At 40.3% G+C, this 13,181-nt stretch carries 16 protein-coding genes; 1 reads left to right on the top strand and 15 read right to left on the bottom strand.

Going from position 1 to position 13,181, the window contains the following annotated elements; translation table 11 throughout:
- Positions 1-216: 216 nt before the first annotated feature.
- Together ACNO7B_RS00190 and metG are read right to left on the bottom strand one after the other, a co-directional pair.
- Positions 217-984 carry a TatD family hydrolase gene (locus ACNO7B_RS00190; RefSeq protein ID WP_417901024.1) on the bottom strand — a complete coding sequence of 256 codons (768 nt, stop codon included), beginning with the start codon at positions 982-984 and terminating at the stop codon, positions 217-219.
- Positions 985-1,065: 81 nt separating this feature from the next.
- Entirely contained in the window at positions 1,066-3,066 is a 2,001-nt protein-coding gene (gene metG, locus ACNO7B_RS00185) for a methionine--tRNA ligase (RefSeq protein WP_035704074.1), read from the bottom strand.
- Positions 3,067-3,585: 519 nt separating this feature from the next.
- Here metG and ACNO7B_RS00180 point away from each other — a divergent pair.
- Entirely contained in the window at positions 3,586-3,876 is a 291-nt protein-coding gene (locus ACNO7B_RS00180; protein ID WP_087975202.1) for an AbrB/MazE/SpoVT family DNA-binding domain-containing protein, read from the top strand.
- Positions 3,877-3,920: 44 nt separating this feature from the next.
- Here the strand turns inward: ACNO7B_RS00180 and rsmI are convergent, their stop codons facing one another.
- From rsmI to ACNO7B_RS00115, 13 genes are all read right to left on the bottom strand, one after another.
- The gene (gene rsmI, locus ACNO7B_RS00175) at positions 3,921-4,802 is read right to left on the bottom strand and encodes a 16S rRNA (cytidine(1402)-2'-O)-methyltransferase (protein WP_008341890.1); all 882 of its coding nucleotides are present in this window, start codon (positions 4,800-4,802) and stop codon (positions 3,921-3,923) included.
- A complete protein-coding gene (locus ACNO7B_RS00170; protein WP_019744059.1) occupies positions 4,777-5,076 on the bottom strand; it encodes a GIY-YIG nuclease family protein in 300 nt (99 codons plus the stop codon). Before ACNO7B_RS00170 ends, rsmI begins: the two co-directional genes overlap by 26 nt.
- On the bottom strand, positions 5,063-5,806 hold the full coding sequence (locus tag ACNO7B_RS00165) for a tRNA1(Val) (adenine(37)-N6)-methyltransferase (protein ID WP_039962495.1): 744 nt from the start codon (positions 5,804-5,806) through the stop codon (positions 5,063-5,065). Before ACNO7B_RS00165 ends, ACNO7B_RS00170 begins: the two co-directional genes overlap by 14 nt.
- Positions 5,807-5,861: 55 nt before the next feature.
- Positions 5,862-6,215: a DNA replication initiation control protein YabA gene (yabA, locus tag ACNO7B_RS00160; protein ID WP_007496228.1), complete on the bottom strand. Its 354-nt coding sequence runs from the start codon at positions 6,213-6,215 to the stop codon at positions 5,862-5,864.
- 14 nt (positions 6,216-6,229) lie between these two features.
- Positions 6,230-7,057 (bottom strand): PSP1 domain-containing protein, encoded by an 828-nt coding sequence (locus tag ACNO7B_RS00155; protein ID WP_007496230.1) that lies wholly within the window; start codon positions 7,055-7,057, stop codon positions 6,230-6,232.
- A 2-nt stretch (positions 7,058-7,059) separates the two neighbouring features.
- On the bottom strand, positions 7,060-8,049 hold the full coding sequence (gene holB / locus ACNO7B_RS00150; protein WP_007496231.1) for a DNA polymerase III subunit delta': 990 nt from the start codon (positions 8,047-8,049) through the stop codon (positions 7,060-7,062).
- A gap of 11 nt (positions 8,050-8,060) precedes the next feature.
- On the bottom strand, positions 8,061-8,501 hold the full coding sequence (locus tag ACNO7B_RS00145) for a YaaR family protein (RefSeq protein WP_008341898.1): 441 nt from the start codon (positions 8,499-8,501) through the stop codon (positions 8,061-8,063).
- Between the two features lie 12 nt (positions 8,502-8,513).
- A complete protein-coding gene (locus ACNO7B_RS00140) occupies positions 8,514-8,843 on the bottom strand; it encodes a cyclic-di-AMP receptor (protein ID WP_012008640.1) in 330 nt (109 codons plus the stop codon).
- Between the two features lie 79 nt (positions 8,844-8,922).
- Positions 8,923-9,561, bottom strand: coding sequence for a dTMP kinase (gene tmk, locus ACNO7B_RS00135; RefSeq protein ID WP_007496237.1), 639 nt, complete (start codon positions 9,559-9,561; stop codon positions 8,923-8,925).
- On the bottom strand, positions 9,558-10,964 hold the full coding sequence (locus ACNO7B_RS00130) for an aminotransferase class I/II-fold pyridoxal phosphate-dependent enzyme (RefSeq protein WP_417901023.1): 1,407 nt from the start codon (positions 10,962-10,964) through the stop codon (positions 9,558-9,560). The genes tmk and ACNO7B_RS00130 overlap by 4 nt, the downstream gene beginning before the upstream one ends.
- Positions 10,965-11,041: 77 nt before the next feature.
- Positions 11,042-12,103, bottom strand: a complete 1,062-nt coding sequence (locus tag ACNO7B_RS00125) for a toxic anion resistance protein (RefSeq protein ID WP_410685592.1) — start codon at positions 12,101-12,103, stop codon at positions 11,042-11,044.
- Between the two features lie 21 nt (positions 12,104-12,124).
- Entirely contained in the window at positions 12,125-12,739 is a 615-nt protein-coding gene (locus tag ACNO7B_RS00120; protein WP_017359333.1) for a 5-bromo-4-chloroindolyl phosphate hydrolysis family protein, read from the bottom strand.
- 128 nt (positions 12,740-12,867) lie between these two features.
- Complete coding sequence (locus ACNO7B_RS00115) at positions 12,868-13,059, bottom strand: sigma factor G inhibitor Gin (RefSeq protein WP_017359334.1); 192 nt, start codon at positions 13,057-13,059, stop codon at positions 12,868-12,870.
- Between the last annotated feature and the right edge of the window lie 122 nt (positions 13,060-13,181).

The raw sequence follows: 13,181 nt of genomic DNA, 5'->3' as shown, positions 1-13,181 counted from the left end.
TCCTCGGAGAGATTATATAGAGTATCTCAAAACCTGTCAACCCTTCCACCCACTGTACAAAAATGCTCGATTGTAAACCTATTATGGGAGATTTTTGGAAGGAAGGGAAGAAAGACTTATCGACAACTTATCCTATGAGGAGGCGCAAACGTGTAGAACTTTTTCGTTATGTTTCACAATTGGACAAGCTTAAACAAGGATTGACATCATATACTGTCAGTTTATACGGAAAACTTTTTTCGCATTTTCTGTTGTCAATGCAGCAAGCTCTTCAAAGCTCATTTCACGCAATTCAGCAATTTGTTCTGCGATATATTTCACATAGCTCGGCTCATTTCGTTTCCCTCTAAATGGCGCTGGAGTTAAATACGGGCAGTCTGTCTCAATCAGAAGACGATCACTTGGAATATCCTTTACAACTTCTTTCGGTTTTTTCGCATTTTTAAATGTCACAGGTCCACCGAATGAGATATAAAAGTTCATTTCCATACACGCTTTTGCAATTTCGAGGCTGCCAGTAAAGCAGTGCATAATTCCTCCGACTTCTGCCGCTCCTTCTTCTTTTAAGATCGTCACTACATCTTCCGTAGCGTCACGGTTATGAATGATGATTGGCAGATTCACTTCTTTTGCAAGAGCAATTTGACGTCTAAAGACTTCTTTTTGCACATCTTTTGGCGACTTGTCCCAATAGTAATCTAGACCCATTTCTCCAATGGCAACAACCTTTTCATGCTGAGATAATTCTTTGATCCAAGCCAAATCTTCATCTGTCATATCAATGGCATCAACAGGATGCCAGCCGATGGCTGCATACATAAAATCATATGCTTCAATTAGCTCCATCGCTCTCGTAATGGTTGGACGATCAAACCCGACCACCACAATCTTCTCTACCTTTTCACTTTTGGCTCTTTCAATCACCTGGTCTAAGTCTTCATTATATTGTTCAGCATTTAAGTGGGCATGTGTATCAAATAACATGGTTGATTGCTCCTTTCGACAATTCTTCTGAAAAACAAAAGGTGTTCGACGAAATGTTACACGTGGAACACCTTTGTTAAATTATAAAATTTTCGTTCCATTTGCTAGAGATTGATCTACTTCAAGAACCTGCAATTTACCACTAGTTTCTCCAGTTAAAATCATTCCCTGGGAAATTTCCCCTCTTAGTTTAACTGGTGTGAGATTCGCTACGCAGACGAGCTTCTTCCCTACCAATTCTTCTGGTTGATAGTGCTTGGCAATCCCTGAGACAATTTGTCTCTTTTCAAATCCAAAATCAAGCTGAAGCTTTAAGAGACGGTCAGCTTTTTTCACTGGTGCTGCTTCCAATACTTGTGCTACACGAAGGTCAACTTTCGAAAAATCATCGAAGGCGATTTCGGCACCCAGCTCAGGTAATTCAGTTTCTTCTATTTCAACTGTCTCTTCTTCTACCTTAGGCGCACTTCCCTGCATCTTCTCTTTAATGTATGCCACTTCTTCTTCAACCTCTAAACGAGGGAACAATGGCTCACCTTTTTGTACCGTCGCTTTTTGAATCGCACCGAAAGAAAGAATGCTTTCCCAGCTTTTGAGTTTCTCTTCTTCAATTCCAAGCTGGAAGAAGATTTTCTCAGGTGTTTTTGTTAAGAATGGTGTTAACAATACAGCTGTGATTCGAAGTGATTCTGCTAAATGGTACATCACAGAATGCAGTTCTTTTCGTTTTGTTTCATCCTTCGCTAATACCCAAGGAGCTGTTTGATCAATATATTTATTCGTTCTGCTGATTAATGTCCAAACATTCGAAAGAGCCACCGAGAATTCGAGGTTTTCCATCGCTTCTTCATAGGCTTTCACCGTTTGTTCAGCTACAGCTTTTAGTTCTTCATCAAACTCATTGACTGGTCCCTTATAGCTGCTTAATGTACCGTCGAAGTATTTTTGCACCATCGCCACTGTACGATTAAGCAAGTTTCCTAAATCATTGGCAAGGTCATAGTTTACACGTTCCACGAATCCTTCTGGTGTAAACACACCGTCTGCACCAAATGGTACTTCGCGTAGCAGGTAATAACGAAGAGCATCAAGACCATAGCGATCAATTAACGTAACAGGATCTACTACGTTCCCTTTTGATTTAGACATTTTGCCATCTTTCATGAGCAGCCAGCCATGTGCAAAAATTTGTTTTGGCAACGGCAGATCAAGTGCCATCAGCATAATTGGCCAGTAAATTGTATGGAATCGTACAATTTCTTTCCCGACTAGGTGTACGTTGGCAGGCCAATATTTTTTATATTTTTCATCTTGATCGGTTCCGTAGCCAATCGCTGTTAAGTAGTTGAATAACGCATCAATCCATACATAGATGACGTGCTTCGGATTATTAGGTACTTTAATGCCCCAATCAAAGGTTGTTCTTGATACAGCTAAATCCTCTAACCCCGGTTTAATGAAGTTATTAATCATTTCATTCTTTCTTGATTCAGGCTGAATGAACGACGGGTTCTTTTCGTAATAGTCTAGTAAGCGATCAGCATACTTACTCATACGGAAGAAATATGATTCCTCTTTAATCAATTCAACAGGGTGTCCACTGTCTGGGCTTTTCCCTCCAATGACTTCCCCTTTCTCATTTCGCTCAACATCAACAAGCTGTGTTTCCGTATAGAATGTTTCATCAGGAATACTGTACCAGCCCTCATATTGATCTAAATAAATATCTCCTTGATCAAGCAGCTTTTGAAAGACTTGTTCAATGATTTTCGTATGTCTTTTTTCCGTTGTACGAATGAAATCATCGTTTGAAATGTCGAGTTTCTTCCATAATGATTTAATGTCAGCAACGACCGGATCTAAATACTCAATCGGTGTAATATTTTGTTCTTCAGCTTTTTGCTGAATTTTTTGTCCGTGCTCATCAGTACCCGTTAAATACATCACATCATAGCCTTGCAGACGTTTATAACGAGCCATGGCATCCCCTGCCACTGTCGTATAAGCATGTCCAATATGTAATTTTCCGCTCGGATAGTAAATTGGTGTAGTCAGATAAAACGTTTTTTTCTTTTCCGGCATGTCGGAACCTCCTGCTTGTGTGTAAATGTCAAAAACTCCCGCCCAATGGACGAGAGCGGTCATCATACTTCATTAAAATGTGTCAGATCATTTCATTATGTTTTGCACTTGTGCTTTCTCTATGATACCATCTTAGCCTTTAAGATCAAGCATATATACATAGAACAGATTGAAATGAACGAAAAAGATGAGTTTTTCGAAAAAAACGACAAACCGCTCGACATTTTGTCGAATATTGTCGTATGAAATCTATTTCCAGATTTACAATTGTCTAAATTAGGGCAAAAGTCTTGTTAATCTGTTATCTTCATTTTTCATATTTTTATAGATAAATTCTGAAAAATCCTTATACACCGGTAGTTTCAAGGTCCTTTGACTTTAAGAGTCATATTTTACAAACAATAGTAAACAAAATGATTGACGATTTATGGAAACCTTGTTATGCTAGGAATGTAAGGAATTTGTCGAATAATGACGAAGATAATATTATATTAAGAATAAGAACTTTTTGGGAGGAGAATGAAGATGAAATCTACAGGTATTGTACGTAAAGTTGACGAATTAGGACGCGTGGTGATTCCAATCGAGCTTCGCCGTACGTTAGGAATCGCAGAAAAAGACGCTTTGGAAATTTATGTTGATGATGAAAAAATTATCCTAAAAAAATATAAACCAAACATGACTTGCCAAGTAACAGGTGAAGTATCAGACGATAACCTTAAACTTGCTAATGGTAAATTAGTTCTTAGCCGTGAAGGTGCAGAGCAAATCATTAACGAAATCCAAAACCAACTTCAATCACAAAAATAAGTTTTATATAAAAAGGTTCTTGCACCGTTTGCAAGAACCTTTCTTTATTGTTCAATATGATACGCATCATAGATCGTCCGCTTTGGCACACCACGTTCGACCGCAGTACGTTTAATAGCCTCTTTTGACGTTAACCCTTCCTCTATGTAATGGATCACATGCTCTTTTTCAGATAAAGAATTCCACCAAGCTTCTTCATTCAGTTCTTCTTCATCCTGATCATTTCCTTGTACGACGAGACAGAACTCACCACGGATTTGTTGTTCTGTCACCCAAGTCAGCGCGTATTCTAAATCTCCACGAATAAACTCTTCAAATTTCTTTGTCAGTTCTCTCGTAATGGCAATATTCCGGTTCCCCCACACTTCTTTCATCACAGTCAGCGTTTCCTTTAACCGATGGGGCGCTTCATAGAAAATAATTGTTTCTTGGCGTTTCTTCAATGCTTCCAGCTGTTTTTTCTTTTCCTTTTTTTGACGATCAAGAAAACCGTAAAAGAAAAATGGCTGTGGTGCAATTCCTGACGCAATGAGCGCCGTAAGTGCTGCGTTTGCACCAGGTAACGGAATGACATAGCCTCCGATGTTCGTAAAGTCTCGAACCACTTCGGCTCCTGGATCAGAGATCGTCGGTAAACCGGCATCGCTCACGAGTGCAATGTTTTTTCCTTCTTTTAACCATTCGATTAACTTGTGACCACTGCTATCTTTGTTATGTTCATGATAACTCGTTAATGGGGTATCAATTTCATAGACATGACAAAGCTTTTTCGTTTGTCTCGTATCTTCTGCGGCAATATAGTCTACATCTTTTAACGTTTGTATCGCTCGAAATGTCATATCTTCTAAGTTTCCAATCGGGGTTGGTACGAGATAAAGAATACCCATTTCTGATTGACCATCAAAGCTTTTCTGTGTCTTTTTCATGTGCCGCCTCCTTTTTGATTCGCTTTTCTTCTATATACATGTCCTTTTTTCGACGTGTCCACGTTTTGAAACGATATTCCTGTTGCATGGCTTCTCTTTTGGTTAAAAAGCATTCGTGGTAATAGAGTTCCACTGGCCGTCTAGCTCTCGTATACTTTGCACCCTTCCCACTATTATGGGCAGTCAGCCTTTTTTGTAAGTCATTTGTATACCCTGCGTACAAACTGCCATCTGCACATTTCAATACATAGAAATAATGACTATGCTTCTCCATACAGTATCGTCCTGATTTCTTTTGTATACTCTTGGTCTTCTCCATAAACAAAAAGCGGCGGGAGGATTTTCAAATCCGGCTTTCCATCTTTCATCCCTTCCACTAAAATGGTATTCGCTTCTTTTCCTTGTTTCGGATATACAAATTGAATTCGTTTTGGCTCAATTCGGTATTTCTTCATCATTTCAATTATCTCAAGCAGCCGTCCAGGGCGGTGAACCATTGCCAGTTTGCCTCCTTGCTTTAGCAAAGTGGAAGAAACACGAATGACATCTTCTAATGTGCAGTGAATCTCATGACGTGCGATCGCCAAATACTCATTTTCATTGATTTCATCCTTAGAAGGAGTCTTAAAATATGGCGGATTACAAGTAATCACGTCTACTTTGTGGTTTCCGTACCGTTTAGGCATATCATTTAAATCACCATGGATGAGCTCAATCTGCTGCTCCAGTTGATTATGCGCCACACTTCTCTTTGCCATATCAAACAGGCGTTCTTGAATTTCAACCCCTGTAATAGAGGCTTTAGATCTCGTCGAAAGCAGCAATGGAACGATGCCATTTCCCGTACAAAGATCAATAATCTCCCCTTTTTGAATCGGCACATACGCAAATTTTGCTAATAACACTGCATCCAATGAAAAGGCGAACACCGTTTTACTTTGAATAATTTTCATATCTTCTGCAAGCAAGTAGTCTAAACGTTCATCTTCTCTTAACGAAACCATGATGTATCCTTTCTTTTCCTGTGAAAAAGGCTCCCGATTCAGCGGAAGCCTTTTCTCATTTTTTATTTAAAAATGACAGACAGAACAAACAGTCTCCCTCTTTCCGAATGCTCCCATAATGTACATTACAAATATGGAAGCCCTCCTGATATAAACGAGCGAGGTTATCATGACCTTCTCCTATATCAGAATGACTTGGCTTCTGGGCAGAATCATGCTCTGCCTCAGACGATTTATCTCGATCGGATTGATCCAGACGTTCACGCAAGTGCTGATTCTCCATCTGCAGCTGATGATTTTCTTCAATCACTTCACCAATATGATTTTTCAAATCACCTAGCTGGCGATAAAGAGAACCGATTTGTTCTTCTAAATTAATCACCGTATCAAATAGTTCCTTTTTATCCAAGGTGGCACACCTCGTTACTCAGTTGTTTGTGCAGATACAACGCCTTCTTGTAATAATTCTTCCCAAGTATATTCTATCACTTTTTCTTGCCCGGTTAATTCAACTTGCAAAATTCGTTCTAAAATATTAAGCCCTACTACCTTTGCAGAGCCATTAGACGTCTGAATCGTTTCACCGATGTCCGGTAATTGTTCTTTTGCTGTTTCGTACTCATCATTCTCATATTTCAAGCAGCACATTAAACGGCCGCAAAGCCCTGAAATTTTGGTAGGGTTTAACGAGAGGTTTTGATCTTTTGCCATTTTAATGGACACAGGTTCAAAATCTCCTAAGAAAGTTGAACAGCAAAGCATACGTCCACACGGACCAATGCCGCCTAGCATTTTTGCCTCGTCTCTTACACCGATTTGACGAAGTTCAATTCTTGTCTTAAAAATAGATGCAAGATCCTTGACCAGCTCACGAAAATCTACTCTGCCATCCGCTGTAAAATAGAAGATGACCTTGTTGCGGTCGAATGTAAATTCGACATCGACCAGCTTCATTTCCAGGCCGTGTTCACTTACTTTCTGAAGACATGTGTCAAAGGCTGCCATCGCTGCTTCTTTGTTCTCCTCAACGATGAGCCGGTCTCGTTCGTCTGCGACGCGAATCACCTTACGCAAAGGGAGAACCACATCGTGTTCATCTACTTTTTTATTGGCGATGACCACTTGCCCGTACTCAACACCTCTGACTGTTTCTACAATGACACAACTATCATTTTCTATATGAAATCCATTAGGATCGAAATAATAGATTTTGCCCGCTTTTTTAAAGCGAACACCAATTACGTTGTACAAGCTTATCCCTCCTGCAACATCAACACCAATTGCTCCATTAGCCCTTGGGCATTCACGTTGGATTGAAGTCTCTTTTTCGCTTCTAATACAGCAAGGATCTGATTCGTCACCATCTGCTGTGTGGAATGCAGCGCGTGCTGCTTCATTGTCTGGAATAAGTCTTGATAAATGACTTTATCTTCATTTCCTATTTGAATCGACAATACATCACGATATATAAATAAAAGCATATCAAGACCAGTTTCTTGAAGGTCTTTCTCTTTGAAAAAAGGCATCCATTGATCTTGTATATAAAAAAATGCATGTTCTTTTCGCTGGTGTAAGACTTCATACAATTTTATCACTTTCGCTCTAGACTCTGCAAACTGATCATTTCGACTTAATTCGAGTGCTTCTGCTAAATTATTGGTTAAATTCGACAAAAGCCTTGCGAGGTCCTGAGACACGCCTTCTTGTAAAAGCTGCTGCTCCAAAGATTGCGGCTGCAGCGGCTGAAAGCTAAGCATCTGACATCTTGAAATAATCGTATCCAGCATTTTATGCGATTGTTCAGTGATTAAAACTGCCATCGTTTCCCGGTTGGGCTCCTCTAGGAACTTTAATAAACTGTTCGCAGCATTGACCGTCATTTTGTCCGCATGGAGAATGATATACATTTTCCGATGCGATTCTACGCCTGCTTTTGTAAATTCCTCCTGCAAAGCCTGCACTTGCGCTTTCTTAATTGATTGACCGTCAGGCTGCACTAGATGTAAATCTGGATGGTTGCCAGACTGGATTCTTTTGCAGTTTTGACAGGACTCGCATGGTTTCACTCCTGCTTCCAAACAAAAAAAGCTCTTCGCTAAAAGCATCGCAGCATCTAGCTTTCCTGTCCCTTTTTTTCCTTCAAATAAATAAGCATGAGCCAGTCGGTCTTTATCAATACTATTAAAAATCAGCCGCATGACGCGCGGCTGCAACTCATTCATGTCATCCCAGCTAATTGCCATGTTATCACTCTCTATGTGTAAAGGTTAATCAATAAACCTTTTATTTCTCCAATACGTTCAAGCAAATCAATCGAGGGTTTCTCTTGATTCATCATATCCTCTGTTAACTCAATCAGCTTTTCATCTAATGCTTTGACTAAAGCGAGTGTTCGCGTGTTGCCATAAATGTCAAAGCTCCTTGATGTCTCTATATTTAATCCATTATCGACTGTTTCTTTTACAAAGCGTTTCACAAGTCCTTTAAACCTAGCCAAATCTTTAAGGTTTCGTGACTTTGTCAGTTTCTTGCCGAAGACTTCGATATCGCTCAGCATGACTGTCAGCTGCTCTAAACGCATTTTACCGCTTTGTGTCTCCATCGATGATTTAAACGATGCTGAAGTTTGGCTTCCTTTCATCGCTTGAAGTTCACGCTTTTCTAAAAGCAGCCGCATATCTTGATTAATTTTCACAGCAACCCATCCTTAAAATTGATGAAATTGTTCAACTGGCAGAATAAAGACGGTAGCTCCACCAACTTCAACCTCAACAGGGTATGGTACATATGAATCTGCATTTCCACCCATTGGTGATACAGGCGCGATCATTTGATCACGTTTACGGCAATTTTCCTTGATTAGCTGTAACGCTTTATCCACTCGGACATCATCGCAACCAATGATAAAAGTCGTATTCCCAGACTTTAGAAATCCACCAGTCGAAGCTAATTTTGTCACGCCGAATTGATGTTCAGTCAATATTTTCAATAACTTGCTGCTATCTTGATCCTGTACAACGGCAACAATTAATTTCATTTGAATGGCCTCCTTCATTTTAGGCACAGGTGACATGCCGATGTCTTCCTCTATATTATAACAACGATTGGGAATGAGGTCATATTTGATTTTTCTTTAATGTGTCCTGAATCAGCTGAAACACTTCATTAAAGACATCCTGAACAGGCTGAGACGCATCTACTACACGGAATCGTTCTGGTGATTGCGCAATCAGAAGCTCATATCCTTCTCTGACCATTTGATGAAAATTCAGTGTTTCCATGTCTAATCGATTTTTTTCTCTTCCTTGATTGGCATCAATTCGCTTTAGACCTTCCTCTGGTGTAATGGAAAAGTAAATGGTCATTTGTGGCATCGTGCCATCAATGGCGAAATCATTAATGGATTTGACTTCTTCAATCCCAAGCCCTCTCGCATAGCCCTGATAAGCAAGGGAGCTGTCGACAAAACGATCACATAAAACAGTTTCCCCCCGCTTCAATGCCGGTTCTACTTTTTCAGCCAAATGCTGCCTTCTAGCTGCTGCATAAAGCAGTGCCTCTGTTTTTGCGTCCATTTTTGTATTTTTTTCATTTAAAATCACTTCACGAATTTGCTCTGCAATGTCAATGCCTCCGGGCTCACGTGTCGCCATCACTGCATAGCCTTGACGTTCCATTTCTTCGTACACTTTTCGAATCACTGTCGTTTTTCCAGCACCCTCAGGCCCTTCAAACGTAATAAACATACCGCTCATAGTGTCTCCTCTTCTATATAAACATATAATTTTCTCTGGTGAATCACCTGACTTGCTTGCACATGAACTTGATGCCCAAGCAAACGGCTTAACGTCGCAATTTGATCTGATTCAATCGGTTCTCCTTTAATCATCAAAGGAATGCCAGGCGGATAGGGAATGACCGATTCTGCACTAATCCGGCCAGCTGCTTTTTCGAATGGAACAGCTTCTACATCTCGCTTCTGCTGATCGTGCTCTAAGAAGAGCGTTCCCGTTTGAGGCTCTTTTTTTACAAGCAATGAATCACTTTGCTGAAGAGCCTGCTCTATAGCTGTAAAAGGAACGTCCTTTTTCTGTCCTAGACCAAAAACGAGTAAGACTTGATGTTCATCCGCAAGTTCTGGGTGAACCTCCACCGACTCAAGCACCTTTTTGAGTTCATAGCCTGTCAGCCCTTTTGTTGAACGAATGACACATTTTAATGGATCCATAGGTAAAGAGTCAGACTCAACCACTTCGAGATTGGAGATCATATTGAACTGTGCTTTCAGCTTTGCCAAGTCTCTCATGATTTCGTCCATTAACCCTTTTCCCTTCAACTCCTCCACATAAGCTCTCGCCACATCTAACGAAGCCATAATTGGATAGGAAGGTGAACTGCTTTGAAGCATCGTTAATAACGTCTTTATCCGCTTCACATCCATTCGTTCTCCTTGCAGATGGAGATAAGACCCCATCGTCATTGCCGGAAGGGTTTTATGTGCTGATTGTACCACCACGTCTGCTCCATAGGAAAGGGCAGATGGAGGAAAGGCACCGCCTAATACAAAATGAGCACCATGCGCCTCATCAACTAATACAATGATGCCAGCTTCATGACACATTTGAATGAGCCCTGATAAATCAGCTGCATGTCCGTAGTAGTTCGGATATGTCAAAACGATTGCCCGACAGTTAGGATGTGTCTCCATAGCTTGTTTGACTGTTTCCTCCGTCACATGGGTTGGGACGTGCAAGTACGGATCACTCTCAGTTTCTAACATAATAGGCGTCGCTCCCGCAAGCTCAATCGCATGGAACACAGACTTATGACAATTTCGCTGAACGAAAATGCCCTCCCCAGCCTGACACGCAGACATCACCATTGCCAAATTGCCAACAGTTGTGCCATTCACAAGGAAAAAACTTTGTTTAGCTCCATATAGCTTTGCCAATAAATCCTCTGCCTCTTGAATCACCCCAGTCGGATGGTGAAGATCATCTAGACCTTCAAGTTCTGTCACATCCAGCTGAAGAATGGATGCATAATAGGACCGTGCCTCATCAAAAAAGACATCTCCATTGTGATGTCCCGGAACGTGAAAAGAATAGGGCTTCTTTTCCGCATGTTGTGATAATGCTGTATATAAAGGTGTTTTCAAACAAATCGACCCTTTTCACTTAAACGATATCTTATATCTATTATAACGTTCAAACAAGTGAACTGAAAGATGGATTCTCATTCCTTTATTGGTTTATGATTCACCAGCTTCTGCTCTGCCTCATACATACTACTTTTTAATTGAGCTCGTTCTTGGCTCCCATGTTCTTTTACCTGCAACGTTTCCTGCAATGTTTCGGCCAATTGGCGCTGAACCTTTTTCAACGTATCTATAGGCGTTAAGGATGCATCTTCAAGCAGCTGTCCTTGCTGCTTCGATACCTGTTCATATGTTTGCTGGATACGCTGTTCAAGCGCTGTATTGGCTCGCTGCTGAATATGATTGAACGCAATCGACATTTGGTTGATCCATAAAGGAATTGATGCGGAAACAGTTGATTGAATATGATTGGCTAATGTATGGTTTGTTTGCTGAATCATTCGAATTTGGGCATTACATTGCAGTGCGATTTGACGGCTCAACAACAAATCATACTTACGTTCTTTTAATCTCTCCATATATTCTTCTTCATCGACTTCCCGATTCATCAATTGTTCCTCTAATGTCCGATCATGTGACTGTGATTCTGTTAGGGCATGTTGCTCTAACAGCGTCAATTTTGCTTCAACTGCTGCAACCTGTAACGTCATCTCTTGAAAGTATGATTGATTTTTTTCAAATAAACGCTCCAATAACTTATGGTCCGAAATTAGCACGCCTCTTGCGTAACGAAGCCTTGCTGACAATCTTTCTATCTGTGCTTCTGCTTGTTTAAAACGAGATATGATCTCCTGAGTTGAACGCTTTTCTCGCTGAAACAACCTTAAAAAAAAGCCTCGCTTCTTTGGCAATAAATCCTCTGGCTCCACTAAATGCAGTTGCTGTAAAAAAGCTTCTAGAACGTCTCCGATTTGGTCAATATCTTTTTTCTCCACATATTGCATCATTTGTTTTGATTGTTCTAACAATTGTTCCTGCACACGTGTGCCATAGAAAAGCAGTTTTTGTGGATGGTCAGGGATCTTCTCAGCTCGCTGTAGCGCCTCCTGCTTTTCCTCATCAGATAAGGTATCAAACACCCGAAACGGAAGATCTGTAGTAGATGGGGCTGGTGGTATGACTGGATCTTCTGGTTGCATCGAGTTTGACTCCTTTCATATCTATTTTTTAATCATTTTATCGGCCACTTCAAGTTCAATATGAAGTGCTTCTATATCTCTTCCTAAAACTTGCTGTAAATCATTCGTTAATTGCTTTTGCAGTTCAGTCAGCGTGACTCGAGTTTGGCTTAATGTCATTTCAAGCTCATGGCTACGATTCGGCTGATTATACAGCAGTGCATATTTCTCAGTTAATTCAACAACAGAATCCAAACTCTCAAAATAAAACCGCTGTGCATCATAAAACCGGTTCGGTTCCTTTTTTGTTATCGTATAGATACGTCGTGCAAGCCGAAGAATTTCATAATTATGCTTGATCGTCTGTACGTTCTTCACAGCAAATAAAGCTTTCTTCAAACGAACCAGCTTTTGCCCAGCTTCTTTTAAGTGCTGCTTAATATATACATAATCACTGCGAGACAGTCCGTGTTTCTTCAAAAACAACTGGAAGGCAGCCCATCGGCTTCCTGCAAACATCACACCCCACCCAATCATCGCATACAGTATCGACAATCCAACATGATGATGGAAAACACCAATACTGACAGTTAAAATCACCAGCGAAAAAAGAGTAGAGAGAACGGCCCATACAAATGTGTAAAAAATTGATTTCATGTTCATCGACTCCTATGAATAATCAGGCTCTCTGTTTATCTTATTATTTATTACGGTTGATGTCCAAACTAAGTTCCAAAAAACAGGCCCAATCCCCGATTGCCCATAAAAAAAGACCATCTAATGGTCTATGAATACAAAGGCGGCGTATGAAGATTTTTAAGCTTTCTTACATAATCAGCATAACTAGGATCCGAGGTTGATGTAGAAATTAACTTCCGTTCACAATCTCGGCATAAAAACTGATGATATAAATAAATTCCCTTTGTTTTTTTCTCTTCACAAATCAAACAAATTGCTTCTCGCTCTTTTTTGCTCATTGTGACACCTCCACTTATAGCTTCAGTATGCCCTAGCGCTTTCAATTGTATACAAAATTAAGAATGTTTTAGATGATAGTTTAGTATATGTATCCATGCCAGATCGAGTGTTTGTTCCTTTT

The organism is Bacillus sp. AK25, from assembly GCF_048270685.1.
GTDB classification, from domain to species: Bacteria; Bacillota; Bacilli; order Bacillales; family Bacillaceae; genus Bacillus; species Bacillus altitudinis.
Note: the sequence above shows the minus strand (reverse complement) of the source record. Positions and strands in the feature narration are given on the sequence as shown.